The organism is Streptomyces racemochromogenes (assembly GCF_039535215.1).
Lineage (GTDB): Bacteria > Actinomycetota > Actinomycetes > Streptomycetales > Streptomycetaceae > Streptomyces > Streptomyces racemochromogenes.
In genome coordinates, this window is sequence record NZ_BAAAWT010000001.1 from 5,001,467 (window position 1) to 5,027,005 (window position 25,539).

Below are 25,539 nucleotides of genomic sequence, written 5' to 3' on the forward strand. Positions count from 1 at the left end.
CGGCGGGCCGCCGCTCACCGCTCCACGAAGACGACCTCCGTCGGGCCGTGGGTCATCCTCACCACCTGCCCCTCCACCTCGACGATGTGGTGCATGCCGCTGAACACGCCCGGCCTGCCCTGGAGGTGGAACCGGTCCTCCCACGCCCCCGCCAGGTAGGCGCGGAAGCAGGCGAGGGACGGGTTCCCCGGCTCCAGGTCCAGGTAGTCCTTCAGCCGGCGGAAGAGCTTCGGGAGGATCACGGCCCCCTGGTCGCCGGTCAGCGAGGACAGGGAGACGACCTCGGCCCCCCTGAGGGTTCGGTCCTCCTTCCATACGCCCTTGCCCGCCTCCCGCGCCGCCGCGGCGGCCGAGGTGAGGGACGCGCGCAGCACCTCGGAGAAGCCGCTGTAGTAGGTGGGGTAGACCAGGCCGTCCTTGATCAGCTGGTAGTTGACCGTCTTCTCCAGCACCGCGTCGTCCACGTCGACCTCGTAGCCGTTGAACGCGGGCGGCAGGCCCTTGCCGACGAGGGCCACGCACCGGCCGTAGACGTCGGCGCCGCGGGTGAGGATCCAGCCCTGGACGGTCTCCGGGATGGTGCTGGTGATCTTCTCGGCGTCGTCGCCGGCCGTACCCCCGGTCCCGGTTCCTGCCCCGGTCCCGCCGCCGGTCTCGGTCCCGCCCCCGGCCGTGTCCCCGGCCCGGTGGAAGTCGGTGAAGCCGACCGCCTTCAGCAGCGCGTCCGCGGCCGCGTGTGCCAGGGTCAGGGGCTGGTGCTGTACGCCCGAGGGCGAGTCCTTGTCGCCGTAGTGGGTCTCCAGGGCGTCGATGCTCTCGAGGCGGATGGAGGCGCTGCCGAAGGCCCCCGGCACGACCGGCCTGGCGCCCGGCACGCGCTTCCAGTCGCTCACGTCGTCCGGGGTGAAGGAGAGGGTGTCCCCGTCGGGTTTGGTGCCCTTCGCGCGGAAGGTTCCCCTGATCAGCAGCATCGGCATGGACATGGCGGCTCCCACGGGTGTCGGGACGAGGACGCACAGTGCATGCCCCCTGAAACTAGGCGGGCCCCGCCGCGCCCGGCAACCGCTGTTCGGGCGACAGCAGCAGCAGCGCCACGTCGTCGCGCGGGCCGCCGGCGGTGAAGGCCGCGAGGTCCCGCCACACCGCCGGTACCAGCCCCGCCGGGTCGTTCGCCAGCACGGGGACCCGTACCGCCAGCGGGTAGAAGTGCCCGGCCGCGTCGCGGGCCTCGGTGACCCCGTCGGTGTGCGCGAGCAGCCGGTCGCCGGGCAGCAGCGGCAGCTCGGCCACCGCCGGGAGTGCCGGCCCGGTCAGGCCCAGGCCCAGCGGGGGCCCCGGCTCCACGGCCACCTCCGTGACCGTGGGCCCCCGCAGCAGCAGCGCCGGCGGATGCCCGCACGACACGACCCGTACGAGGTCCAGCGCCGGCGGGAACTCCAGCAGCAGCGCCGTCGCGAACAGCTCGGGGTGCGCCACGCAGTCCGCGGCCGCGTCCGCCGCCAGCCGCCGGTCCAGCCGCGTCGCCACCGCCGCGAGCCCCCGGTCGTCCAGGACCGCCTCGCGGAACGCGCCGAGCAACGAGGCCACCGTTCCGACGGCCGCCAGCCCGTGCCCCTGCACGTCCCCGACCACCACCCGCACCCCGTACGGCCCGGCCCGTACGTCGAACAGGTCGCCGCCGACCAGCGTGCCCCGCTGCGCGGCCCGGTACAGCCCGGCGCAGCGCACCCGGCCCACCCGCTCCGGCACCGGCGGCAGCACCGCCAGCTGGGCCGCCTCGGCGACCGTACGCACGCTGACCAGCTGGGTGTCCCGGCGCCGCCGTACCCAGGCGATGACCATGCTGAGCAGTCCGACGGTGGCCACGGTGGCCAGGTCGCTGCCGCGCGCGTGTCCGACCCGCAGCTCGGGGACGCCGAGCAGGAGCAGCACGATCGCGGCGAAGACGGCCGTGCCGGCGGGCCCGTAGGCGAAGGCGGCCACGGCGGGCAGGGCCGCCAGGAAGTAGCCCAGCTCCTCCGTGCGGGTGGTCCACTGGGTGAGGCAGAGGGCGACCAGGGCCACCGCGGGCGCGATCCGGGCCCAGCGCGGCGGCGGTGCCCCCTGCAGCCAGCCCGGCTCCTCCCGTCCGCGTCTCACCCCTCCACCCTGGTACGGCGGCCCGGACCGCGCACGCCGGGTGGCCCTGCCGGGCGCGCGCCGCGACAGTGGTGGCGTGACGGATACGCGGAGCGCGGCGATCAGCACCCGGCTGAACTGGCTGCGGGCGGGGGTGCTCGGCGCCAACGACGGCATCATCTCCACCGCGGGCCTGGTCGTCGGCGTGGCCGGCGCCACCACCTCGCGCACCGCGATCCTCACGGCGGGCGTGGCCGGGCTCCTCGCCGGCTCGCTGTCGATGGCGGCGGGGGAGTACGTGTCGGTCAGCTCGCAGCGGGACTCCGAGCGGGCGGCGCTGGAGGTGGAGCGGCGGGAGCTGGCACAGGAGCCGGAAGCGGAGCTGGACGAGCTGACGGAGCTGCTGGCCGCGCGGGGCCTGAGCCGCGACCTGGCCCGGGAGGCCGCCGTGCAGCTGACGGAACGGGACGCGCTGCGGGCGCACGCCCGGGTGGAGCTGGGGATCGAGCCGGACGAGCTGGCGAACCCGTGGCACGCCGCCTTCGCCAGCCTGCTCGCCTTCACGGCCGGGGCGCTGCTGCCGCTGCTGGCGGTGGTCCTGCCGGGGGCGTCGTGGCGGGTGCCGGTGACGGTGGTGGCGGTGCTGGGGGCGCTGGCGCTGTGCGGGGTCGTCAGCGCGCGGCTGGGCGGGGCGCCGGTGCCGAGGGCGGTGCTGCGGAACGTGGTGGGCGGGGCCGTCGCGATGGCCGTCACGTACGCGGTGGGCACCTGGCTGGGCTCGGCCTGACCCTTGCCCTGGCCGGGCGGGGACGGGTCCGCTCCGGGGGCTCCGCCCCCGGACCCCCGCGCCTCGAACGCCGACGGGGCTGGGATTCGCTGCGCACCGGCGGTGGAGGCCGGGGAGCCGCGCGGGCGGGGCGGCGGAAACGGGGAAGACTTGGGCGCATGCGCATCGCCATCACCGGAGCCTCCGGACTCATCGGCAAGGCCCTCGTCCGCTCCCTCCACGCCGACGGCCACGACACCGTCCGCTTCGTGCGGCGCGACCCCGCCCGGGAGGGGGAGGCGCGCTGGGATCCGCGGAGCGGGTACGTCGACCCCGCCGGGCTGCGCGGGTGTGACGCCGTCGTGAACCTGGCGGGGGCCGGCGTCGGCGACCACCGCTGGACGGAGGCGTACAAGAGGGAGATCCGCGACAGCAGGGTGCTGGGGACCGGCGCCCTCGCCCGGGCCGTGGCGGCGCTGGACGATCCGCCGGGGGTGTTCGTGTGCGGGTCGGCGGTCGGGTACTACGGGGACACGGGGGAGCGGGCCGTCGACGAGTCCGCCCCCGCCGGGAGCGGGTTCCTGCCTTCCGTCTGCGTCGAGTGGGAGGCCGCCGCCGCCCCCGCCCGGGAGGCCGGGATCCGGACCGTGTCCGCCCGTACCGGGCTGGTGGTCGCCGCCGGGGGCGGGGCCTGGGGGCGGATGTTCCCGATCTTCAAGGCGGGCCTCGGGGGGCGGCTGGGCAGCGGCCGCCAGTACTGGTCGTTCATCTCCCTGCACGACGAGGTCGCCGCCCTGCGGTTCCTGATGGAGACGCCCGGCCTCGACGGGCCCTTCAACCTGACCGCCCCGCAGCCCCTGACCAACCGTGAGGTCACCGCCGCCATGGGCCGTGTGCTGCGCCGCCCGGTCGCGTTCGCGGTCCCCGCCCCCGCCCTGCGCCTGGCCCTCGGGGAGCTGTCCCAGGACGTGCTGGGCAGTCAGCGGGCGCGTCCGGCGCGGCTGTTGGAGTCCGGGTTCACGTTCACGTACCCCGGCATCGAGGAGTCGATCAGGGCGGCCATCAACGAGTAAAGGCGGGAGCAGGGGTGCGATCGTGTGCGACCGTTCGTGACCCGTGTGCGACCGTCGTGCGACCGGATCTGTGCGCAATCCCCAGCCGGACTCGGGTTCTCCCGGAGCCCGTTGGGGGAAGGAGGATCCCCACACAGCCGCGCCGACCTCGGGGAGGGGCACGTGCTCAGCAGCTCACACCATGCCGCACATCACGCGGACGTCGTCATCGTAGGAGCCGGAGTCTCAGGACTCGCGGCCGCGCACCACCTGATCGCGGCAGGGGTCACCGTCAGCGTCCTGGAGACCGCCGACGACCCCGGCGGCCGCATGGCCACCGAATCGGCCGACGGGTTCCGGCTCGACCGGGTCGGCCAGCTCCTCAACACCGCCTACACCGAACCGGCCCGCACCCCGGGCCTCACGGGACTGGTCCTGCGCCCCTTCGCCCCCGGCGTCCTGGTGCACGGGGCCGACGGCAGGCAGCAGCGGGCCGGGGCCCTGACCCCCGCCCGCGCGCTCGCCAGCGGCTCCCTCGACCAGGCCCGCTTCAGCGCCGCGCTCGGCCGGCTCGCGGCGCTGCCCCTGGACCGCGTCCTCGCCCGGCCCGAACGCACCGCCCTCGCCGCCCTCGGCTCCCGCGGCCTGCCCCCGCGCACCGTGACCGGCGTCCTGCGCCCCCTGCTGTCCACCCTGCTCCGCGACCCGGAGCTCACCACCTCCAGCCGCGTCGCCGACCTCGCGCTGCGCACCTTCGCCAGAGGCCGCCTCGCCGTGCCCGAGGGCGGCGCGGCCACCCTGCCCGGCATGCTCGCCGCGGCCCTGCCGCCCGGCACCGTCCGCACCGGGATCCGCGTGCGCTCGGTGGCGACCAACCTCGTCACCACCGAGGAGCACGGCGACTTCGGCTGTCGCGCCGTCCTGCTCGCCACCGGCGCCCGGGCGGCCGCCGAACTCCTCCCGGGACTGCGCGTGCCGGCCTTCCACGAGGTCACCGTCATCCACCACGCCACCCCCGAACCCCTGCCCTGGGACGGCTCCCTGCTCCTGGACGCCGACCCGAAGTGGCCGCTCGCCCACACCACCGTGATGAGCGCCATCGACCCCACTCGGGCCCCCGCCGGCCGCAGCCTGGTCACCACCACCGTGCACGGCCCGCCGCCGCCCGCCCGGACCGTCGCCTCCCGGCTGGCCCGGCTGTACGACACCTCGACGCGGGACTGGGAGCCGCTGGCCGTCCACCACACCCCGGAGGCCGTCCCGGCGATGCCCCCGCCCCACGACAGGCAGCGGCCCGTACGCGTCCTGGCCGGGCTCTACGTCTGCGGCGACCACCGCGACTCCAACACCGTCCAGGGCGCCCTGCACTCCGCCCGCCGCGCCGCGACCGCCCTGCTGCGCGACTTCGGCATCCCGCTGCCCGCCCGGCCCGAGCCCGCCCTGCCGGCGGCCGCCTGAGACCACCGGCCGCGGGCCCGGTCCCCCCGGGGGCCGGGCCCGTGGCCGCCCCCGGCCGCCCCGTCAGCTGAGCGCCGACACCCGGTCCCGGTACGTCCGCACCGCCGCCGCGTCCCGGTACGGCTCCAGCCGCCGCTCGAAGTCCCGTACGTACTCCACCGCGCGCACCGACCGCATCTCCATCGCCTGCTGCGCCGCCTCCGCCCCCAGCGCGCACGCCTGGTCCAGCTCGCCCAGCCCCAGCCGCGCCGTGGCCAGCACCACCCGGCAGAACAGCCGCGACCGCGCGAAGCCGGGCGCCCTCAGCTGGAGCGAGCGCTCCGCGTGCTGCGCCGAGGCCCGGTACTGCTGGAGGTCCCGGTGGCAGTGCCCGAACTCGTCCGCGAGCTGCCCCTCGTCGAACAGCCGCGCCCAGTGCGGTACGTCGTCCCCCGGCCGGGCCGCGCCCAGCGCCCGCTCCGCCCGCACCAGCGAGGCCGTCGCCGCCCGCACCTCGCCCAGCACCGCGTGCCCCCGCGCCTCCGAGGCGTGCAGCAGCGACTGCACCACCGGCGGCGGCCCCGAGCCCACGCCCTGCTGGGCGACCCGGGCCAGCTGCACCGCCTCCCGGCCGTGCCCCAGGTAGACGGCCTGACGGCTCATGGTGATCAGCACGTACGACCCGTACGGCCGGTCCCCGGCCGCCTGCGCCAGCCGCAGCGCCTGGACGAAGTACCGCTGCGCCAGCCCGTGCGCGGCGATGTCGTAGGAGGTCCAGCCCGCGAGCCGGGTCAGGTCGGCGGCCGCGGCGAACAGCCGGCGCCCGGTGGTCTCCCCGTAGGTGCCGCGCAGCATCGGCTCGGCCTCGTGCTCCAGGTACCGCACCAGGGCCTGGCGGGCGTGGCCGCCGCCGTAGGTGTGGTCCAGGGTCCGGAACAGCTCGCTGACCGAGCGCAGCGCCGCGATGTCCCCGCTGGTCACCCGCTGTCCGGGCCCCCGGTCGATCTGCCGCTGCCGGGGCACCGAGGTGCGGCCCTGGGTGGGGACCCGGTGCGCGGCGGGGTCGGCGCCGCGGCCGACGCGTTCATCGGCGCGTCCGATCAGCCAGTCCCGGCTGGGCACCACCAGGCCGGCCGGGGTGAAGGCGATCTTGCGGAGCTCGGCGTGGGAGCCGGAGTCCTTGCGCCACAGCCCGCTCGCGATGTCCACGGCCTCCTCCGGGGTGGCCGCGAACTCCAGCCCGGCGTAGACGGGAGCGCACGCGTCCAGGCCCAGATCCTGTGCCGACAGCCGCCGCCCGAGGCGGCGCGTGAAGACCTCCGCGATCAGCGCCGGGGTGGTGCCGCGGGGCTGCTGGCCGCGTAGCCAGCGGGTCACGGAGGTTTTGTCGTACCGCAGGTCCAGACCGTGTTCCAGACCGAGCTGGTCGACACGGCGGGCGAGCCCGGCGTTGGAGAACCCGGCTTCCGCGATCAGTGCCGCGAGCTGCCGGTTGGGGACACGCTGGGCAGGTCGTTCGGTCATCGGCTCCACGGTTTCCGTACGTGACGGACCGGGGTCCCGGCCCTGTGAACGGCGTGAATGTAGCGGCCAACTCCCCTCACACCGCCCTCTCTGCCCCACATTCATCCGATCGTGTGCAGAATGGGTAGGGCTCTTTACGGACCGACCCGCTTGGTCCGCGTACTCTGCGCCACATGACCAGCCGTCCCCACGGGGCGTACCTCCCCGACCCGTCCGCCGAATCCACCGCCCCGCTGCCCGCCCCCGAGATCACCGAGGCCGAGTGCCGCCGCTGCGGCACCCTCATCGCGGGGCTGGACGGGCGGTACGCGTGCGGGGTGTGCGGCTGGGTCAACGACCACTCCGAGGGCCACCGCAGGCTGCCCCGGGCCGACGAGGACCCGGACCGGCCGGCCGCGGGCCGCAGGCGCCCCCGCCGGACGCCGGGGGCCTGAGGGGCCGCGCACGGGTCGCCGTACTCTTGAGCGGTGCGATAGGTGCACACAGCAGGTTCAACGAGGAGGCGCTGCGGTGACTGAGCTTCGGTTTGTCCATCTGGGCTTCGGGCCGGAATCCGTCGAGTACACCGCGGCCTGGGAAGAGCAGCGCCGGGTGCACGCGGCCCGCTTCGCGGACGAGATCGACGACACCTGCCTGATGGTGGAGCACGAGCCGGTCTACACCGCCGGCCGCCGCACCGACCCCAGCGAGCGCCCCCTGGACGGCACCCCGGTCATCGACGTGGACCGCGGCGGCAAGATCACCTGGCACGGCCCGGGCCAGCTGGTCGGCTACCCGATCATGAAGCTGCCCCGCCCCGTCGACGTGGTCGCCCACGTGCGCCGGCTGGAGGAGGCCCTCATCCGCACCGCCGCCGAGTTCGGCCTGGAGACCACCCGCGTCGAGGGCCGTTCCGGGGTCTGGGTCCTCGGCGACCCCGTGGAGCAGCGCCCGGCCATAGGCGGCCTCTCCCTGGACTTCAGCGTCCCCGCGCCGGACCCGCGCACCGGCGACGACGAGTTCGACGCCCGGCTCCACGGCCCCGAGTACGCCCCCTCCAACGCCGGCCAGCGCCGCGAGGACCGCAAGCTCGCCGCCATCGGCATCCGCGTCGCCAAGGGCGTCACGATGCACGGCTTCTCCCTGAACGTGAACCCCGACAGCACCTGGTTCGACCGGATCATCCCCTGCGGGATCCGGGACGCCGGTGTGACCTCGCTCTCGTACGAACTGGGCCGCGAGGTCACCATCGCCGAGGTGCTCCCGGTCGTCGAACGGCACCTGAAGGACGTGCTGGAGCACGCCGAGCTGCGGCCCCGCGAGATCGAGGCCGCCGGGGCCTGACCGGGCCGGGGGAATGCCTCCGACCGGCCCCCGGTTGGCGGACGTAAGAGCGTACGAATTTACGGGCGTACCCTGGTGGGCGCCGAAGAATCGAAGTCACAGGGAGCCGGTCGTGTCCGCAGTCGCACCCGACGGACGCAAGATGCTGCGCCTGGAGGTCCGTAACAGCCAGACCCCCATCGAGCGCAAGCCCGAGTGGATCAAGACCCGGGCGAAGATGGGCCCCGAGTACACCAAGATGCAGGCCCTGGTGAAGGGCGAAGGACTGCACACGGTGTGCCAGGAAGCCGGCTGTCCGAACATCTACGAATGCTGGGAGGACCGCGAGGCCACCTTCCTCATCGGCGGCGACCAGTGCACCCGGCGCTGTGACTTCTGCCAGATCGACACGGGCAAGCCCGAGGCCCTGGACCGGGACGAGCCCCGCCGCGTCGGCGAGTCCGTGGTCACCATGGACCTGAACTACGCCACCATCACCGGCGTCGCCCGCGACGACCTGGCCGACGGCGGCGCCTGGCTGTACGCGGAGACCGTGCGCCAGATCCACCAGCAGACGGCCGGCCGCGAGGGCGGCCACACCAAGGTCGAGCTGCTGGCCCCCGACTTCAACGCGGTCCCGGAGCTGCTGGAGGAGGTCTTCGCCTCCCGCCCCGAGGTCTTCGCGCACAACGTCGAGACCGTGCCGCGCATCTTCAAGCGCATCCGCCCGGGCTTCCGCTACGAGCGCTCCCTCGACGTGATCCGCCAGGCCCGCGCCTACGGCCTCGTCACCAAGTCCAACCTGATCCTGGGCATGGGCGAGGAGCGCGAGGAGGTCTCGGAGGCCCTGAAGGAGCTCCACGAGGCCGGCTGCGAGCTCATCACCATCACCCAGTACCTGCGGCCCTCGCCGCGGCACCACCCCGTGGAGCGCTGGGTGAAGCCGGCGGAGTTCGTGGAGTTGGCGAAGGAGGCCGAGGAGATCGGCTTCTCCGGTGTGATGTCCGGCCCGCTGGTCCGGTCCTCGTACCGCGCGGGCCGCCTGTACAACCAGGCGATGGAGAAGCGCGCCGCCGTCTGACCCGGCGGCCGCGCGACTTCCGGCGGCCGAGCATGACCGTGCGTGAGTGTGAACTCACGCACAATACCTACCAATCGGTAACACCGCATCGACGCGGCCCCTAGGCTCTTTTCGTGTGAGGAGCCCGGCGGGTCGCGTCTGTGTTTGCAACGTGTCCATCACATTTGACCGACCGGTCATGCCCTGGTAACACCAGTCAGTGACGCTGGATCCACGCACCGCACACGCCGAAGATGCGAGCAGCGAGAGTAGGGGTCGACATCATGCAGGCCGCGCCAGTCCGCGCCATCGCCATTCCGTCCTTCACCGAGGCCTTCCGCGGCCTGGAATCGCTGCTCATGAGCGGTGCCCGGCGCAACGCGTGGGCCGCCGTCCTGGAGGACCGCCGCCGGGCGAAGGACCGCGTGGAAACCGAGCACGTACTCGAGGCCGCGGCGACCCGGACCCCGCAGGACACGTAAACTCGCCTTATGGCGAGGAAGTCAAACGCAGAGACTGCTGCGAACCCCGGGCGACTGAAGCAGATCGCCCTGACGTACAAGATGACGCGCAAGGCCGACCCGAAGGTCGGTCTGATCGTCGCGGGCGTGGGAATCGTCACCTTCGGTGTCTTCCTTGCGATCGGCTTCCTGATCGGCCACCCGGTCTACCTGGGCATCCTGGGCCTGCTGGTGGCGTTCCTCGCGATGGCGATCGTCTTCGGGCGGCGCGCCGAGCGGGCTGCCTTCGGGCAGATGGAGGGGCAGCCGGGCGCTGCCGCGGCCGTACTGGACAACGTGGGACGGGGCTGGACCACCACCCCGGCCGTCGCGATGAACCGGAACCAGGACATCGTCCACCGGGCCGTCGGCAAGGCGGGCGTCGTCCTGATCGGGGAGGGCAACCCGAACCGGGTCAAGGCCCTGCTCGCGGCCGAGAAGAAGAAGATGGCCCGGATCATGCCCGACATCCCGGTCCACGACTTCATCGTGGGCACCGGCGAGGGCGAGGTGCCCCTCAAGAAGGTCCGCACCACGCTGCTGAAGCTGCCGCGGGTGCTGTCCGGCGAGCAGATCACGATGACCAACGACAAGCTCCGCGCCATGGGTGACCTCATGAGCAACATGCCGGTGCCGAAGGGCCCGATGCCCAAGGGCATGCGCATGCCGCGCGGCGGAAAGATGCGCTGACGCACTCCTCGTACACACACAGGGGCGCCCCCGAGCCATCCGGCTTCGGGGGCGCCCCTGTGCGTATACGACCGGTGCTTTCCGGCCACCGCCGCCGCACGCGTCCACCTCTACGCGCGGGCGGTGGTGCGCGGCTGGTGTCCCGCTGGATCCGGGCCTAGATCCGGACCTGGACGGCGCCCGCGAGGCGGTCGTGCAGTCCGCGCCCGTCGCGGTCCCAGATCAGCGCCGGGATGACCAGGGCCAGCAGCAGCGTCCGCAGCACCACGCGGGGGATGCCCAGGCGGCCGCCGTCCTGCCCGATCACCCGGAGGCCGAGCATCCGCTTGCCAGGGGTGAATCCCACGGTGCCCACGGTCAGCAGGGTCAGGGAGAGGAACAGCGCGAGCGTCCAGTTCCCCGCGGCGGACAGGTCGCCGTGGGTGATGAGGCCGTACGCGATCAGCTGGCAGCCGATCCAGTCGACGAGGACGGCACCGAGCCGGCGTCCGAAGCGGGCCACGGAGCCGGGTCCCGACTGGGGCAGGCCGAGCCGCTGGCCCGGATAGCCGAAGTCGACGCCCATCTCCTCGGCAGCCGCCCGCGGGCCGGAGAGCCAGGAACCGATTGCTTGCCTGTTGTCCACTCCACCACGGTACCGGTGCTCCTCCACGGGGCCTGGACCGGACCCTGGTTAACTTGTGCGAAACAAATGGGTCATGCTTGGGAAATCCCGTCTGCTTATGGTCGGTCAGCGTGCGGCACCGCACTGACGCACCACGAGCTACAAAGCCCGTCCCTGCCCCGGGACCGGGAGTAGGAGGAGTTGGATGTTCAAGAACGCCGACGAAGTGAAGCAGTACATCGAGGAGAACGACGTCAAGTTCGTCGACGTCCGCTTCTGCGACCTGCCTGGTGTGATGCAGCACTTCACCATCCCGGCGCGAGCGTTCGACCCGGCGGAGGAGCTCGCCTTCGACGGTTCCTCGATCCGCGGCTTCCAGGCGATCCACGAGTCCGACATGGCGCTGCGTGCCGACATCACCACCGCGCGCCTGGACCCGTTCCGCAAGGACAAGACGCTCAACATCAACTTCTTCATCCACGACCCGATCACGGGTGAGGCCTACAGCCGCGACCCGCGCAACATCGCCAAGAAGGCCGAGGCCTACCTCGCCTCCACCGGCATCGCCGACACCGCGTTCTTCGGCCCCGAGGCCGAGTTCTACGTGTTCGACAGCGTGCGCTTCGCGACCTCCGCGAACGAGGGCTTCTACCACATCGACTCCGAGGCCGGCGCCTGGAACACCGGCTCCGAGGAGAACAACCGCGGCTACAAGGTCCGCTACAAGGGCGGCTACTTCCCGGTCGCCCCGGTCGACCACTTCGCCGACCTGCGCGCCGAGATCTCCCTCGAGCTGGACGCCCAGGGCCTCCAGGTCGAGCGCCAGCACCACGAGGTCGGCACCGGCGGCCAGGCCGAGATCAACTACAAGTTCAACACGCTGCTCGCCGCGGCCGACGACCTGATGCTCTTCAAGTACATCGTGAAGAACGTCGCCTGGCGCAACGGCAAGACCGCGACCTTCATGCCGAAGCCGATCTTCGGTGACAACGGCTCGGGCATGCACGTCCACCAGTCCCTGTGGGCCGGCGGCGAGCCGCTCTTCTACGACGAGGCCGGTTACGCGGGCCTGTCGGACACCGCCCGCTACTACATCGGCGGCATCCTCAAGCACGCCCCGTCGCTGCTCGCCTTCACCAACCCGACGGTGAACTCCTACCACCGCCTGGTGCCGGGCTTCGAGGCGCCGGTCAACATGGTGTACTCGCAGCGCAACCGCTCCGCCGCCATGCGCATCCCGATCACGGGCTCGAACCCGAAGGCCAAGCGCGTCGAGTTCCGCGCGCCGGACCCGTCCTCGAACCCGTACCTCGCCTTCTCGGCGCTGCTCCTCGCGGGCCTCGACGGCATCAAGAACAAGATCGAGCCGATGGAGCCGATCGACAAGGACCTCTACGAGCTCTCGCCCGACGAGCACGCGAGCGTCCCGCAGGTCCCGACCAGCCTCGAGGACGTCCTCAAGGCCCTGGAGGAGGACCACGAGTACCTCCTGGCCGGCGGTGTCTTCACCCCCGACCTCATCGAGACCTGGATCGACTACAAGCGCACGCACGAGATCGCCCCGATCGCGCAGCGCCCGCACCCGCACGAGTTCGAGCTCTACTTCGACCTGTAAGAGCCGTGCCCGAGGGCCCCTTCGCTCCCCTGTGGAGCGGAGGGGCCCTCGGCCGTCCCAGGCCTCGTCTCGGTTACGGCCGAGCTTCCGTATGCTCCTTCGCCAGCGGGAGGACGTACTCGCCGGCGAGCTTCGCCAAGTGCAGGGGCAGGGGCCAGGCCAGCGGGCTGTAGGAGTCATGGAACCTCAGCTGGTGAGCGAGCATGGCCCAGTCGGCAGGATCGTCGGGCTGCTCCTGCTCGCGTCCCGCATCCGCCAGGGCCTTGGCGGACAGGCATCCGGCGACCGTGATCTCCAAGCCGCGCGGATTCCACGCGTTCTTCGTCGGGGCCGTACGGCCATCGGCGTCGGGAACCAGCTTCATCAGGCCTTTCGGCCGGGCGGCCGTGTGGGGCACGTCCGCCGTGCTGTAGAAGACGCGACCCGCGGTGTGGCCCGGCGTCCACAGACCGGCGGAGAAGCCGGTCGCTCCGGTCTCGTCCCGTGCCCACCACTGCGGGACCTCTCCCCGGCCGTTGGCGTCCCTGAGCAGCACGAACCGCAGATCGGGGCCGTACAGGGAGAGCCTCTGCCCGGGTTCCCCGGCGCCGAAGGCGAGTTCGTCCGGTGTCAGGACGGCGCTCGCGATCCCCGGCCAGCACTGTCGGAGGTTGCCGGCGCTCGCCAGCAGCAGGGTCGGCCGGTCCCGGGTCTGGAACAGGATGTTCTGGATCTGCCGCTGCGCATCCTCGCGCCAGGGGTTCTCGAAGCCGTTCCAGCGGGCGGCAGAGCCGTCCGGGCGACCGGGCACCCAGGTGCCCGGTTCGTCTTGTGCGAGGCCCCGGTCGGACGCCAGGGTGAGGAGCAGCCGACGGTAGGGCACCCAGGCCTCCCCGATGTCGTCCCAGCCGTGCACCGGCTCGTGATCACCGGGGCGGATCCGCAGGGCGATCAGCCGACGGGTCGCGCACCGGGTGGGGCCGCGTGACGTGTGACGGACCAGCCACAGCCCGACGTACTGGAGGTTTTCGGGCACTCCCTTCCCGGCCTGGTGCGGCGGGAAGGGCACCGCACCGATCTGACGGAGCACGTCGAGGCAGGCCGATCTGGCCCGCTGCCCGAGATCGGGCGCTTCCTCGCCCGGCGGCTGGATGAACTGGGTCAGCTTGCCCGCCGCGGCGAACCCGAGCCGCAGCGCGTGCTTCGGATCGGTTCCTGGCCGGGGGTAGCGAGCCCGGCCGTCGAGTTCGATCACGGTGGCGTGGGCCAGGGTGGCGGGGGAGCCGGCGACCTGCTCGGCCCTGGCAGTGATCGCCTGCCCCAGTGAGACCGCCCGGCGGAGGCCGCGACGCTGCGGGAGCTTCAGCGGGCCCCCCAGCCCGCCTCGTCGGATGGCGTGCATGCGCACCGTCAGGCCGTGCGCTTCGCTGGTCCACTCGTCGCGGGACGTCCTTTCGGGGTGTGGCAGCCCGAGAAGCTCCGGCAGGGCGTGAAGCACCTCGTCACGGACTTCTTTCGAGTGCCATACGACGTCGAGCCGCAGCGGCTGCTCCCCTAGGACGTCGTGCAGTGCCTGCCGCCGCCCCGCGGCCGCTGCGGCGACCGGATTCGGGGAGGTGGCCGTCACCCCTCTCCGGTCGGGGTCGGGGTCGGCGGTCCTGCGGAGGAGCGGCTTGCTCACGCGGTTGATGCGGGTGAGATCGGGGACGCGGCGAAAGACAGGAGCCAGGCTTTGCGCCACCCATTCGTCCAGCTCGGCGCGTTCCCGAGGCATCAGCCCGGGGCCGATGCGGTGGGTCCCCTGCATGGTCGGGTGGTACGTGATCCCCGCCCGGAAGGAGTCGCGGCCGAGAAGCAGGTCTTCCGGGGAACGGAAGAGTTCCTCGGGGTCCGGGAAGGTCCGAACGATGTCCACGTGAGGGAGGAGCTTCGCAGTGCTCCTGCGCTGCCATGCCAGGCGGCGCAGCCGATGGTCGTAGCCGACGCTGTTCCCGATCAGCCGTGGGGTGCGCTCGTCGGAGTCGGCCCACGGCAGCGGGGCGTCGATCAGCACCGTGGCGCGCCGCCCGGGCCCGGGCCGGGCCCCGCTGCCGGTGACCCAACGGCGGATCCCCGGACTCACGTGCACACGGAACCGACCGTGGAACGGGACGGTCTGTACGGTCACGGAGAGCCGGGCCGAGTAGTACCAGGCCCGCCGGTGGGTGACGTGGCGCAGTGGAGGCCAGGAGACGAGCTCGGAGCGTTCCCCGTCGGTGACCGCCTTGAACCGAAGGGTGCGCCCGCGGACGTGCCAGGGGCGTGCCGTGAGCCGGGCGGCGGCCCACTCCGTGAGCAGTCGGTAGACGTGTCGGCCGGGCAGGGCGGTGCCTGCGGGCGACGTGGCCGAGGCGGTGAGGTCGATCTCCTGCGTCGTCCAGGCGGGCGGTGCTTCGTAGAGCTGTTCCAGCAGGTGCTCGATGCCCTTGGCGCCGGCCGGTTCGCAGTCGGCGCGCTCGTGTTCCGGCGTCCCGTTCTCGTACCAGTACCCGAAGCCGTCCTCGTCGTCGGAGTCGTCCCCGGCGGTACCGGGGACGTCGGTGGTGGTGTGTCGGGGGGTGAGCAGGTCGGTCGCCCAGGTGTCGATCAGCGGGACGACGACCTCGTCCGGTACGTGCTCCCGGGCGTAGAGCCACGGCGTGTCGCCGTGGGTGGAGGCGGCCTGGGCATCCGCCGTGACCACCCCCGGGGCCAGCGCGCACAGCAGGGAGCCCAGGTGCTTGGTCGGCAGCCCGTACGCCGGGTCGCTGCGCCTGGTACTTCGGTACCGTTCCGCGAGTTCGGCCCACCAGGCGGGGTCCGGTCGCATCATGTGGTGCGCTTCGATGACGGGTCCGTGATCGGGTTCGACTTCGTACGCGGCGGTGCGGATCAGCCTGTACATGAGGGAGTCTCCTCGGGTGTGCCGGGCAGCGGGTGGAGCAGTCGCTCCAGCCCCTCCCACAGCGGTTCGTAGAGTGCGGTGACGATGAACCGGTCGTCTTCGGGGACGTCGGTTCCCGGAGTGAAGTAGGGCTTCAGCGCGTCGGTCATGCTGTGCAGCAGGCTGGATTCCGCGGTGTCCGGCAAAGCGGGAACCGCGGCGGCGTTCGGTGTGAACGCGGCGTCGACGAAGGCCACCCGGGCGGGAACACCGCCCCGTACGAGCCGGCCGATCACCTGCCAGATCACCACCATCAGGTCCCATGTCACCGTCGCGCGGTCACCGTCCTCCAAGCGGCTCCAGGCGACGCTCCGGCGCAGCAGCCGGTACCACTCGGAGCGGGCCGCTGCACGGACCCGGAGCGCGCCGGCGGCCAGACCAGCCCCGGCTCCGGCCCAGGCGTTGAACCGGCCGTCGTCCAAGGCCCGGCTCATCCAGCTGTTGATGCTGCTGACGGCGAGGGAGAGGTCCTCGGGATGGGGGTTGGGCCGGACCAGGAAGTAGACGCTGCCGATGGCGGCCTCGCCGTTCGAGTTGAGGACGTTGTGGCCGCGCTCCATGGCCAGCAGGGGAGCCACCAGTACGTCGGCCCCGCAGTCCTCCAGGCGTTCCACGTCGCCCCGGCGCAGGACACGGGCGCGCCCGTGACGGTCGGACGGATCCACGTCGTCGGTGTCCTCGCCGTCCGGGACCAGCCGGAGCACCTTGTCGTGCCAGCGGTCGTTGAGATTGTGCAGCGTGTCAGCCACCAGTGCGGCCTCCTCGTAGCTGCCGACCAGCAGGAGGATGTGCGACCGCTCGGGGGCCAGCCGCCCGAGTTCCCGTTCCAGAGGGCCGCCTTCCGGAAAGGTCTCCGCACTCGCGCCCAGTGCCGTGGCGATCCGCTCCAGCCGGACGGGCCGCTCCTCCATGCCGCTCCCGGACACGGTGACGGCCTCGCCGCCCTCCCGGACGAGTTCCATGCGCATGTCGACACGCGGTACTTGCCGGGCGCGCGGTTCGAGCACGATCCCGACTTCGGACGGGACGTGGTACCGGTTGGACGCCCCGGCCCAGCTGCTTCCGGAGAGCAGGAGGAGGTTCGTCGTGGGACGGCCGTCCACGGTGGCGAGTGTGGGGAGGGCCTGGAGCAGCCCACGTCCGAGTCCGCTGCACCGGAAGAAGCTCAGCTCGCCGCTCCCCACTCCGCCGCCGTCGTCCTGAGGGCCGTCGGGGCGGAAGCGGAAGCCGAGGACGTTCCCCATGGGTGCCTCGGGCACCATCGGACCGTAGTCGTCCGGCCGCCGGTACAGGGAGTTGAAATCCAGGTTCAGAGCGCCCTGGACCTGCGGCCAAATGGCGTTGATCAGGGCCAGCCGGGGTTCGAGGGCGCTGAGCACCAGCATGAACTCGAAGCGGGTGAGCAGGGAGCGGTGCCACGTGGCTGGCTCTGCCGACAGCTTGCGGCGGCGGCCCTTGGGGCCGCTCCCCGCCGAGCGGGCCTCCTCGGCCTTGGCCTCGTCGTAGGCGGCCTGTCGTGCTTCCACGGCCGGCCCCATGTTGAAGATCCGGTCCATGAGATCGCCGAGCCGGGCGCGGGTCTGCTCGGGCTCGTCGGTGTGGAGCACCTGGAACAGCAGGGAGGTCAGTTCGGCCGTGTCGTGTTCGCCCGGCAGCCCCCGGTCCCCGAAGGGGTCGTCCCGGAAGGCTCCGAACAGGTCGGTCAGCCGGTCCCGCGCGTCCTTGTCGGGGTCGGGCTCCGAGGCCGACTCCGGCACGGGATGACGCTCCTCCACCAATCCGGCCTGGAGGGTCCAGGCGCTGAAATAGCCGCTCCGGACATGCTCGCGGAGGTTCTCGTCGGCGACCAGCATCCCGTAGAGCCGCTCGATGGCGAGCTTGGCGGTGTGCAGCGCCGCCGTCCAGTCCTGCACGTAGCGGTCGGAGAGCTGGAGCGGGGCACCGGTGGCCAGCTCCAGGTTGGTGTGCCGCATCAGGTTGTCGATGAAGGAGTTTTCGGGGTCCTCCGGATCGACCAGGGGTACTGCCGGTGCGAAGATCCGGTCGAAGTGCATCTGGACCCGGTCCACCTCGTCGATGACGACGAGATCGCTGCGGCGACAGGCCAGTTCCAGGTACCGGACCGACTCGGCGTTCTGCGGCCGTGGAGGGCGTGCGTCGACCAGGCTCGCCGAGGTCGCCACCCAGATGGGTGCCTCCACCAGCCCGCGCGCGGAGTGGTGGCGCGGACACCCTCCCCAGAAGGGGCAGACGTGGCGGGGCCGGCGCTTCAGGAAGCGGGCCGACGGACCCCGGCGCGTACGGGTACCGCCGTCCTCCCCCGGAGGGTCGTCGGATCCGGGGCCGTCCTCCATCGGCATCAGGCCGGAACACGGAGCCGCGCCGTAAGGCAGGGCGCCTGCGCCGGGGACCTTCCCCTCCACCCGCAGGGCGTTGACGGCGCACGAGGTCCCGAGGTGCGCGAAGGCGGGGTCGTCGTGTGCGGCGAGCCGGTGTTCGCCGCGGCCGGCGAGCCGACGGTGCAGGCGCTGTGCGTGCTGCTCCCGGCTGGTCACGCCGATGACCGGGACGGCGGACCCGGGCGCGAAGGTGTTGTACAGCTGGACGAGGCGCAGTACGTCGGCCACGTCGTTGACCACGACGGTCACGCGCATACCGCGCTCGCGGGCGAGGTGGACCGCGACGATGTCGCGGAGCGTGCTCTTCCCGGCCCCGACGATGCCCAGGAGGTGCTGGACGCCGTCGATGGTGAGGGCGTGCCGTTCCGTGAACGCGTCCTCGGACCGGACTCGGAACACGAGTGAGTTCAGCCGCTCCACCCACTTCTGGGGGTTGATCTCGTCCATGAGGGCAGCTGTCCGCAGGAGTTCCCTCCTAGTCAGGTGCAGGGGATCCCCGCCGTTCGCCGGAGGCATGTCCAGGTCGTGGCGGGGTACCGTCGCAAGCCCGGGCAGATCCGGCAGTTCGACGGGTGCGGTGTGCCGGCCCAGCACGAACTCGTACGGGCCGGGTCCCGCCGTGGTGGCTCGGCGCCGGACGAAAGGCGGTGCGGTGTCGAGTAGTTCCCCGTACACCGCCCAGCGCTCCGCACCGGGTGCCGGGTCCGTGCGTACGGCGGGCTGCGACGGGTCGGGGAGGTCATAGCCGCGCAGCCCGGGATCGAACCGCTGGTACCACTCCAGGGCGTGCTCCCAGGCCCGCGGTCTGCTGAGGGTCCACATCGCGTACCGGGCGACACGGAGCCGGTGGCGGTCCTGTCGTGAGACGGCGATGCCCTGTGCCACGGCGTACGGATATCCGCTGAAGAGCGGCCAGGCGTCGAGCGCTGGTGCACCGGGATGGAACTGTTGCTGGAGGAAGAGCCCCAACTCGATGCGGCAGAGTTGCTCCAGGTGCCGGCGGCGGCGTGGGGTGCGGGAGAAGTCCTCCAGCTCGTCGATCACGTTCTTCAGGGGCGACGCGAGGGTACGCATCAGGTCCTTCCCGGACGGTGGGCACGGCGAGGGGGCGGGGCGAGCAGGTGGCGGACCGCCCGCCGCGTGGTGAGTACGACCGGCCGGACGCCGCAGCCGGAGTGGACGGCGGCGCGCAGTTCGCGGGCATGGCCGGGCTCCGTGCGGGTCTCCGGGACGATGACCAGGAGCCCGTCGCGGACGGGCAGCTCGGACCACGGCACGCGGTCGGCCCATAGACGGGGCTGTGCCCGGTCCACGACCAGGGCCGTGACCGGCGGCCCCGCGGACGTGGTCAGCTCGAAGGAGGAGCGGGCGACCGGAAGCCGGGTGCACGTCACCCCGGCCTCGGACAACCCGGTGAGGACCGAGCGCTCGTGGTCCCCGGGCAGTGTCACGAACAGACGCAGGTTCCGGTCCAGCAGGAGTGCGTCCCCCGGTTTGCGCAGCTCGGTAAACCCGGCCTCCGGGTCGCAGCGTTCGCCTTCGCACCACCTCGCCGCCGGTCCTGGGCGGCGTCCCGGGAGGGTGCAGCTCCGGCACATCCGGAGCCTGTCGTCGTCCTGAAGGGACTTGGGAACGTCGCCGTAGAGGTGCCTGACACGTGTCCACAGCGCCACGTCCCAGTGCCTGCGCCAGCGCAGGTCCGCGCTGACGACGGGGTGTTCCACCAGGAAGCGCAGGCATTCCCGGTACCGCTGCGGGCCCAGTTCGGAGCGGAGGCCGCGCATGGCGGCCTCGGCCTTGCTCTCCGGGCCCGGTGCGGGCCCCAGCTCGGCGAGCTCGGCACAGGAGCGTGTGGCGGTGCGGCCCACGGGGTCGACCAACCGGGTGCCGGGGAGTACGCAAGCGGGACCCGAGTCCGGTAGCGGCCAGTCCGCCAGCGGCCGGGCGCACCACGCGAGTAGCTCCGGCACACTGCCGGGCGGTGGAACGCCGTACCGGAGGCATCGCAGGGTGATCCGGTCCGCCACGACCTGGAGGTCCCGCGGATAGGGAAGGGTGAGTGCTTGCAGGCGGTCCTGCGCCGTGGCGGTCAGGACGGCGCGGGCGACGGCTCCGAGCAGTTCCTCGTCCAGCGCGTCCGCCGCGGGCGCAGCGGCGCTGCGCCCGCTCATGAGTCGTCCCGGTCGCCGGAGGTCGGGAGCGCCACATCGGGGCACCACTGGCTGACCGGGCAATCGGCACACTTCGGACCTGGTTGCGGCTCGAACGCGTCGTCGGCGTGCCATGCGTCCGTCAGCGGAGCGAGTGCCTTGCGCGCACGGTCCCGGACGGCGGGCGACGAGGGGTCCAGGGTGACGAGGGAGGCGCCGTGCGGCCTGAGGATCTCGGCCTCGACCCGGACGTTGCCGGGCTTGCCCGGCCATACGGCCTCCGCGGCCATCAGGACGGCCAGGGCCAGCTGAGGGTAGGTCTCCATCAGGTTCGACGTGCCGGAGAAGCGCCGCGAGGTCGATTTCACCTCCCGCCACACCCACGAACCGCCGTCGCGGTACACCAGGTCGGGATCGGTCACGACGACCACACGGGCGGCAGGGTCCTCCATGGTGACGGTGGGCTCCACCCGTACGTCCTCGGCGCCCAGCACCCGGTGCAGCGGGCACACCGCCGCGTGCCGGCGGAGCTGGGCGGTTGCGATCAGCAGTTCCCGCGCCTCCAGTGCGAAGCCGGCCGGTACCCAGTCCTCGGGTATGTCGTTCGAGCAGGGGACCGGAGGGTCCACCCGGTGCCGGGCCGCCAGGTACGCGTGGACCGCGCGCCCCCGTTCGGCGGCCGGGCTCCGCTCGACCGCGTCCAGGGTGGGAAGCCGCAGGGACCGGGCCCTGCTCCGGCGGGGGCAGGCCGTGTACTCCCGTCCGTCGGTCGGGGACCATGTCCGCCGCGGACGGCCCTTCCCCGACAAGCCCGTCAAGCCCGGGGCCCGCAAAAGTGCGGGGCAGCCGGACGTGAACGGGCAGGAGCCGCAGGCGGATCCCGGACGGTACTCCGCGGAGTCGAGCAGGGCGCGTACGGTGTGCCGCCCGTGCCGGCGGTGGAGCGCTCTGGCCTCTTCGGGGGTTCCGGCGAAGAGCAGCTCGGGTCCGGTGCCCGCCGCGGGGAAGCGGACGACACGAACGTGTTCGGGTGGGTCCGCCTGCCGGGCCTCGGCGGTGACGAGGGCCGCGAGGGCCACGTAGCCTTCGGGGGGTACGTTGTGGGCTCCGGACCGGTGCACCGGCAGACGGAGTTCGCGGACGCTGCCGTCCGCTGAGGCCAGACACCGCCCCCACACGGTGATCCCGTACTCCGTGGCGCCCCGGTGGTCGTCCGCGGCGGCCGGGTACCGGTAGGTCCAGGGGCGCGGGACCTCCCTCATGCCCGAGTCGCCGTCCGGGCGGGCGAAGGCCGAGTCGTACGCCCCGACGGCGTGTCGGGTCCAGCTCTCCAGCACCGGGTCGAGCCGGTGCCGCCAAGGGGCGGTCGGCCCGCGCCGGCCGTCCAGCTCGTCCATGAGGGGCCGCAGGGCGACCTGCTCGAGCACCTCGCGACGCCCGGGCGGCGGGCTGTCCGCTGTGTATCCGAGTGCCCTCATCGAATCCTGTACCGGACACCGGTACTTGCTGCCTGAGAACATGCCCAGCGACATCCTCACGGCCCGGCTCGTCCGGGTCACGCCGTGGTGCCTGGATTCCATCACGCTCACATCTCTCTCTGCCGTACGACTGGAGGAAGTGCTGTGCAGGGTCAACTGGTCGGAAAGCGTTTTGTCGTAAGGGAATTCCTGGGCGCTGGCGCGGAGGCTCAGGTCTACCGGGCGGTCGACCAGGAAACGGACCACGAGGTCGCACTGAAGTTCCAATTTGCGCGGGGTCCTGAGACGGTCAGGACGTACCGCGCAGACGGCGAGAACCTCACGCACGCCGCTCACCTGGGGATGTTTCTCGCTGACGTGCGCGGGGTGCCGGAGGTGTACTGGCACGGTCGGCACGGAGAACGGCACTGCCTGGCCACCGAGTTCGTCGACGGGATCTCGGTGCAGGAAGCCACCTCCAAGGCCAGGCCGGTGCGCTGCGTGCCCACGCTGGTCGCGACGTTGGGGCAGATCTGCGAGACGCTCTCGGTCATGCACGAACGAGGCCTGGTCCACTGCGACCTCAAGCCGGAGAACCTCCTCATCAGTGCGCGTAACGATCTCCTCCAAATCCTCGATCTCGGGTCCGCGGAATTCGTCGGGCGTCCCTTCAGGGGAGGCACCAGCGGATATGCCGCACCGGAGAACCTGGATCAGCTGGGGCCGGTCTCGGCCAGGGCCGACGTCTTCTCGCTCGGCTGCGTCCTCATCGAGATGACGACGATGAAGCTCCCCTACGGAGGCCAGGAGGGGAGGCCCGAGGCCGGCCTGGAACCCTTGGCCGCAGGCGATGCCGCACTCATCCCTGCTCCGCTCCGAGATCTGGCACTGCGCATGGTCGCCTACGACCCCGATCACCGTCCCCGCGATGCCGGGGCCGTTCTGGCCGAACTGGCCGGCCGGCTGCCGCGGCTCGGCGACCCGCGCCCGGTCAAGGCCTGGGATCCGGATCCGACCGCTCGTTACCGTTGTTGCGTGTTCTCGGAGCCGCCCCCTGCTGCGCGGCGGGCCAAGCGGATCACATCGTGTCCAGTCTGTGCCGCACGGATTCCGCGAAGCCGTCGCCCGCGCGTGTGAACGCCGTATGGGCCTCCTCCAGGGCCTCCCGTGCCTGCTGGACAGCGCCGGTTTCGATGTGCAGGTCTGCCAGTGCGCACAGGGTCCTGCCGATGTTGCGGTCGTAGCGGAGGTCCTTGTAGATCGACAGTGCCTGCCGGAAGGCGGCCTGGGCGGGGCCGGGTTCGGAGCGTGCCTGGTGGATGGTGCCGAAGGTCCGCTGGACACTCGCGCGGCCGTTGCGGTCCCTGCTCAGCTGGAAGGCGGCCTGGGCCTTGAAGCAGAGGTCGAGTGCCTGGTCGTACTCCCCCCGGTCGCAGTGGATCTCCGCCAGGCATTCCAGGGCGGCGCCGATGGTGGGGTGATCGTCCAGCGGACGGAGGACGTCGAGCGCGTGGTGCAGGTGCTCCATGGCTTCCGCTTCCTGCTTCTCGGTCTTGCGTACCAACCCCAGGGTGTGGAGCGAGCGGCCCAGGCTCAGCCGGTCGGCGGCTGCGCCGGAGCCCTCGACGAGGGCGATGGCCCTGTGCAGGTGGGCGACCCCCTCGCCGAGCCGCCCCTGGTTGAAGCAGCATCCGGCGAGCATCCGGTGGAGTGTCGAGCGCTCTTCGGGCGTGGTGATGCCGCGCGTCAGGTGGAGAGCGGCGGACAGGTTCTCCTCGGCCGCGGCGTACAGGTTGAGGCGCCACTGGTAGGTCATGACGGCGAGCGACAGCAGCCACATCGTGCGGTGCTGTCCCGCTTCCCTCGCCAGTCGGATGGCGGCCATCACCGGTCCGTAGGCCTGTTGCAGCCAGGCCATGGCGGCGTTCTCGTCCTTCGGCCGGATCGGCTCGACGGTGGCGCAGGGCTGGATCGGCAGGCCACGGTCCGGCGCGAGTACCCGGTCGCAGGCCCAGACGTTCTGGAGGAGATGGTCGAAGACCCGCTCGCGGGTCCGCTCGCCCAGTCCCGTGTCGTCGGCCTCGGCCAGTTCGGTGGCGTAGGCGCGGATCAGGTCGTGCATGCGGTACGCGCCCCCGGAGCACTCCAGGAGATTCCCCGTGACGAGTTCCTCGGCCGCGCGGTGCACGTCCTTGATGGCTCCGGCACGTGCGATGTCGGCCAGGGCGCCCCAGGAGATGTCGGCACCCGGATAGAGGGTGAGCTGCCACAGCAGCCGGCCGGCGTCAGGGCTGAGCGTCTGGTACGAGCAGCGGTACGCCGGCCACACAGCGAGCCGGTTCCGGTCGTCGAGGACCGCGGCACGGTTCTCGCCCATGGACGACACGAAGCCGCCCAGGGCGGACGGCGGCTGGTTCCGCAGGCGCGCCGCGACCAGCTGCAAGGCCAGGGGCACTCCGCTGCACCATTGGACCAGCTGCTCCAGCAGCAGGTCGGCTTCGCCGTCCACTTCTCCGTGCATGGCGTCCACCAAGAGACTCTTCGCCGCCACGTTGGCGAGCGGTCTGATTTCCGTCACGTGAACCTCCTCGTCGGCCGTCAGGTCGCAGAGGCGGTCGCGGCTGGTGATGAGGGTTGCGCAGCGTTTGTTACTGCCGATGAGCGAACGGATCTGGTCGCTGTTGCGGGCGTTGTCCAGGACGACCAGCACGGAACGTTCGGCCAGGATCGAGCGGAACAGGGCTGCCTTGTCCGCGAGGGACGAGGGTATGTCCGTCAGGCCGAAGGCGGTGAGGCAGTGCGACAGGGCCATCTCCGGCGCGAGGGGAGCGGTGTCCGGGGAGGTGAAGCCCTGCAGGTCCAGGTGGAGGGAACCGTCCGGGAACAGGTGCTTGATCAGGTTCGCGAGGCGTCGGACGAGAGCCGTCTTCCCGACACCGGGCATCCCGGTGATCACGAATACGCCGCAGGTCCGGGCCGGTGCCCCGATCGCCGACACCAGCTCGTCCAGGGTGTTGTCGCGGCCGCGGAGGGGCGGGCCCTGAGAAGGGAGCTCGCGGGGCACCACCAGGTGGGCCGCACGGCCTAGGACACGCTGTGACCGGCCGGGCGTGGCCAGGTCGCGTATGTAGGCGCGGAGCCGGGGGGAACCGTCGGGGTGTTCCGCGTACCAGTCGGCGAGCCGCTGCTCGGCGGCGCGGGTGCCGTGGGCGGCGGCGATGCAGTCCAGCAGGCGCTCGACCACCTGCTCGTCCGTGGGCCAGAGCATCAGGAACTGTTCGGCTTCGGTGATCGCCGATTCGAGGTCGCCCAGCGCCTGTGTGACCCGGACGAGTTCTACGGCGGCGCGCTTCTGTTGGATGCGAAGCCGGCTCCGGGCCTGAACGACCCATTCGCCGGTCAGCCCGCCCAGGAATTCCCGAGGGCTCCATTCGCGCATGCCCAGCCTGAGCGCGGCGAGGCGGTCGGGGGCGGGCCTGGCGAGGTCCCGGGCGATGGCCCAGGAATGCCGGAACCTGAGGTAGTCCACGGATTCCGGGGGGACGTTAATCGAACAGATTTCCCCGTTCTTCACGGTGGCGATTTCTCCCGGCAGAGAGGATCCGAGCCGGCTCAGCGCCTTCGTCAGGGCGTACTTCTTGGGACTGTCTCCCCAGATCCATCTGTTCAGGTCGTCGCGGGAGGCCTGTTGTCCAGGGGAGACGAGGAGCGCGGCGAGGACGCCCATGAGGCGTGAATGACGAAAGACGTCCAGTTCACAGCCCTCTGGGGCGGTGACTCGGTCGAGTACGCGGAACGCCATGGCTCTCTTTCGGAATGGTGTCTGACCCGTAATTCGCGATCATGCCCGGAGTCGATCCGATCGCGTGGGGATTCAACGAAAGACCCCGGATGGTGAGGCCAGTTCAAGCCATGGGGAGAGGT

19 protein-coding genes are annotated in these 25,539 nt (G+C 72.0%); 10 read left to right on the top strand and 9 right to left on the bottom strand.

Translation table 11 applies throughout. The annotated features are described in order from the left end of the window. Window positions 1-14: 14 nt before the first annotated feature. Both ABD973_RS23025 and ABD973_RS23030 read right to left on the bottom strand, forming a co-directional pair. Window positions 15-983 (bottom strand): nuclease, encoded by a 969-nt coding sequence (locus ABD973_RS23025; RefSeq protein ID WP_345501862.1) that lies wholly within the window; start codon window positions 981-983, stop codon window positions 15-17. 52 nt (window positions 984-1,035) lie between these two features. Beyond that, window positions 1,036-2,298, bottom strand: a complete 1,263-nt coding sequence (locus ABD973_RS23030) for a PP2C family protein-serine/threonine phosphatase (RefSeq protein WP_125823958.1) — start codon at window positions 2,296-2,298, stop codon at window positions 1,036-1,038. Between ABD973_RS23030 and ABD973_RS23035 the strand changes: the two genes are divergently transcribed. The 3 genes from ABD973_RS23035 (at window position 2,216) to ABD973_RS23045 (ending at window position 5,394) form a co-directional block, all read left to right on the top strand. Then, window positions 2,216-2,905: a VIT1/CCC1 transporter family protein gene (locus tag ABD973_RS23035; RefSeq protein WP_125603414.1), complete on the top strand. Its 690-nt coding sequence runs from the start codon at window positions 2,216-2,218 to the stop codon at window positions 2,903-2,905. The two genes, ABD973_RS23030 and ABD973_RS23035, sit on opposite strands and share 83 nt — an antisense overlap. A gap of 158 nt (window positions 2,906-3,063) precedes the next feature. Next, on the top strand, window positions 3,064-3,957 hold the full coding sequence (locus tag ABD973_RS23040) for a TIGR01777 family oxidoreductase (RefSeq protein WP_125820928.1): 894 nt from the start codon (window positions 3,064-3,066) through the stop codon (window positions 3,955-3,957). A 162-nt stretch (window positions 3,958-4,119) separates the two neighbouring features. Further along, the gene (locus tag ABD973_RS23045) at window positions 4,120-5,394 is read left to right on the top strand and encodes an FAD-dependent oxidoreductase (RefSeq protein ID WP_345501866.1); all 1,275 of its coding nucleotides are present in this window, start codon (window positions 4,120-4,122) and stop codon (window positions 5,392-5,394) included. 63 nt (window positions 5,395-5,457) lie between these two features. Here ABD973_RS23045 and ABD973_RS23050 read toward each other — a convergent pair whose 3' ends face one another. Next, a complete protein-coding gene (locus ABD973_RS23050; RefSeq protein ID WP_125595524.1) occupies window positions 5,458-6,897 on the bottom strand; it encodes an NsdA family TPR-like regulatory protein in 1,440 nt (479 codons plus the stop codon). Window positions 6,898-7,070: 173 nt separating this feature from the next. Between ABD973_RS23050 and ABD973_RS23055 the strand changes: the two genes are divergently transcribed. The 5 genes from ABD973_RS23055 to ABD973_RS23075 all read left to right on the top strand — a co-directional run bounded on the left by ABD973_RS23055 (window position 7,071) and on the right by ABD973_RS23075 (window position 10,449). Continuing rightward, window positions 7,071-7,331: a hypothetical protein gene (locus tag ABD973_RS23055; protein ID WP_241253206.1), complete on the top strand. Its 261-nt coding sequence runs from the start codon at window positions 7,071-7,073 to the stop codon at window positions 7,329-7,331. Between the two features lie 76 nt (window positions 7,332-7,407). After that, a complete protein-coding gene (gene lipB, locus ABD973_RS23060; RefSeq protein WP_125595525.1) occupies window positions 7,408-8,220 on the top strand; it encodes a lipoyl(octanoyl) transferase LipB in 813 nt (270 codons plus the stop codon). A 112-nt stretch (window positions 8,221-8,332) separates the two neighbouring features. Next, a complete protein-coding gene (gene lipA, locus ABD973_RS23065) occupies window positions 8,333-9,280 on the top strand; it encodes a lipoyl synthase (RefSeq protein WP_007263733.1) in 948 nt (315 codons plus the stop codon). Window positions 9,281-9,543: 263 nt separating this feature from the next. Beyond that, on the top strand, window positions 9,544-9,741 hold the full coding sequence (locus ABD973_RS23070; protein ID WP_125595526.1) for an SCO2195 family GlnR-regulated protein: 198 nt from the start codon (window positions 9,544-9,546) through the stop codon (window positions 9,739-9,741). Window positions 9,742-9,750: 9 nt separating this feature from the next. Next, window positions 9,751-10,449 carry a DUF4191 domain-containing protein gene (locus ABD973_RS23075; RefSeq protein WP_125595527.1) on the top strand — a complete coding sequence of 233 codons (699 nt, stop codon included), beginning with the start codon at window positions 9,751-9,753 and terminating at the stop codon, window positions 10,447-10,449. Window positions 10,450-10,606: 157 nt separating this feature from the next. On the opposite strand, the gene ABD973_RS23080 is transcribed toward ABD973_RS23075, so the two are convergent. After that, window positions 10,607-11,074 carry an RDD family protein gene (locus ABD973_RS23080; protein WP_125820925.1) on the bottom strand — a complete coding sequence of 156 codons (468 nt, stop codon included), beginning with the start codon at window positions 11,072-11,074 and terminating at the stop codon, window positions 10,607-10,609. Between the two features lie 184 nt (window positions 11,075-11,258). Between ABD973_RS23080 and glnA the strand changes: the two genes are divergently transcribed. Continuing rightward, a complete protein-coding gene (glnA, locus tag ABD973_RS23085; RefSeq protein WP_007263729.1) occupies window positions 11,259-12,668 on the top strand; it encodes a type I glutamate--ammonia ligase in 1,410 nt (469 codons plus the stop codon). 73 nt (window positions 12,669-12,741) lie between these two features. Here glnA and ABD973_RS23090 read toward each other — a convergent pair whose 3' ends face one another. The 4 genes from ABD973_RS23090 to ABD973_RS23105 are packed head-to-tail and all read right to left on the bottom strand — an operon-like array spanning window position 12,742 to window position 21,585. Next, window positions 12,742-15,570, bottom strand: a complete 2,829-nt coding sequence (locus tag ABD973_RS23090; RefSeq protein WP_125820924.1) for a pPIWI_RE module domain-containing protein — start codon at window positions 15,568-15,570, stop codon at window positions 12,742-12,744. Then, window positions 15,558-19,082, bottom strand: a complete 3,525-nt coding sequence (locus ABD973_RS23095) for a pPIWI_RE_Z domain-containing protein (protein ID WP_345501871.1) — start codon at window positions 19,080-19,082, stop codon at window positions 15,558-15,560. Before ABD973_RS23095 ends, ABD973_RS23090 begins: the two co-directional genes overlap by 13 nt. Further along, the gene (locus tag ABD973_RS23100; protein WP_125820922.1) at window positions 19,082-20,179 is read right to left on the bottom strand and encodes a pPIWI_RE_Y domain-containing protein; all 1,098 of its coding nucleotides are present in this window, start codon (window positions 20,177-20,179) and stop codon (window positions 19,082-19,084) included. Before ABD973_RS23100 ends, ABD973_RS23095 begins: the two co-directional genes overlap by 1 nt. Further along, the gene (locus ABD973_RS23105; RefSeq protein WP_164720878.1) at window positions 20,176-21,585 is read right to left on the bottom strand and encodes a PD-(D/E)XK nuclease family protein; all 1,410 of its coding nucleotides are present in this window, start codon (window positions 21,583-21,585) and stop codon (window positions 20,176-20,178) included. Before ABD973_RS23105 ends, ABD973_RS23100 begins: the two co-directional genes overlap by 4 nt. A gap of 195 nt (window positions 21,586-21,780) precedes the next feature. Between ABD973_RS23105 and ABD973_RS23110 the strand changes: the two genes are divergently transcribed. Continuing rightward, window positions 21,781-22,752: a serine/threonine-protein kinase gene (locus tag ABD973_RS23110; protein ID WP_164720877.1), complete on the top strand. Its 972-nt coding sequence runs from the start codon at window positions 21,781-21,783 to the stop codon at window positions 22,750-22,752. Here ABD973_RS23110 and ABD973_RS23115 read toward each other — a convergent pair. Then, on the bottom strand, window positions 22,694-25,144 hold the full coding sequence (locus ABD973_RS23115; RefSeq protein ID WP_345501875.1) for a tetratricopeptide repeat protein: 2,451 nt from the start codon (window positions 25,142-25,144) through the stop codon (window positions 22,694-22,696). The two genes, ABD973_RS23110 and ABD973_RS23115, sit on opposite strands and share 59 nt — an antisense overlap. Between the last annotated feature and the right edge of the window lie 395 nt (window positions 25,145-25,539).

Bases quoted from the DNA above. Each gene is read 5' to 3' on its own strand.
- ABD973_RS23025 (WP_345501862.1), bottom strand. From the start codon at position 983: ATGTCCATGCCGATGCTGCTGATCAGGGGAACCTTCCGCGCGAAGGGC.
- ABD973_RS23030 (WP_125823958.1), bottom strand. From the start codon at position 2,298: ATGATGCCGTCGTTGGCGCCGAGCACCCCCGCCCGCAGCCAGTTCAGC.
- ABD973_RS23040 (WP_125820928.1), top strand. From the start codon at position 3,064: ATGCGCATCGCCATCACCGGAGCCTCCGGACTCATCGGCAAGGCCCTC.
- ABD973_RS23050 (WP_125595524.1), bottom strand. From the start codon at position 6,897: ATGACCGAACGACCTGCCCAGCGTGTCCCCAACCGGCAGCTCGCGGCA.
- ABD973_RS23055 (WP_241253206.1), top strand. From the start codon at position 7,071: ATGACCAGCCGTCCCCACGGGGCGTACCTCCCCGACCCGTCCGCCGAA.
- ABD973_RS23070 (WP_125595526.1), top strand. From the start codon at position 9,544: ATGCAGGCCGCGCCAGTCCGCGCCATCGCCATTCCGTCCTTCACCGAG.
- ABD973_RS23075 (WP_125595527.1), top strand. From the start codon at position 9,751: ATGGCGAGGAAGTCAAACGCAGAGACTGCTGCGAACCCCGGGCGACTG.
- glnA (WP_007263729.1), top strand. From the start codon at position 11,259: ATGTTCAAGAACGCCGACGAAGTGAAGCAGTACATCGAGGAGAACGAC.
- ABD973_RS23090 (WP_125820924.1), bottom strand. From the start codon at position 15,570: ATGTACAGGCTGATCCGCACCGCCGCGTACGAAGTCGAACCCGATCAC.
- ABD973_RS23095 (WP_345501871.1), bottom strand. From the start codon at position 19,082: ATGCGTACCCTCGCGTCGCCCCTGAAGAACGTGATCGACGAGCTGGAG.
- ABD973_RS23100 (WP_125820922.1), bottom strand. From the start codon at position 20,179: ATGAGCGGGCGCAGCGCCGCTGCGCCCGCGGCGGACGCGCTGGACGAG.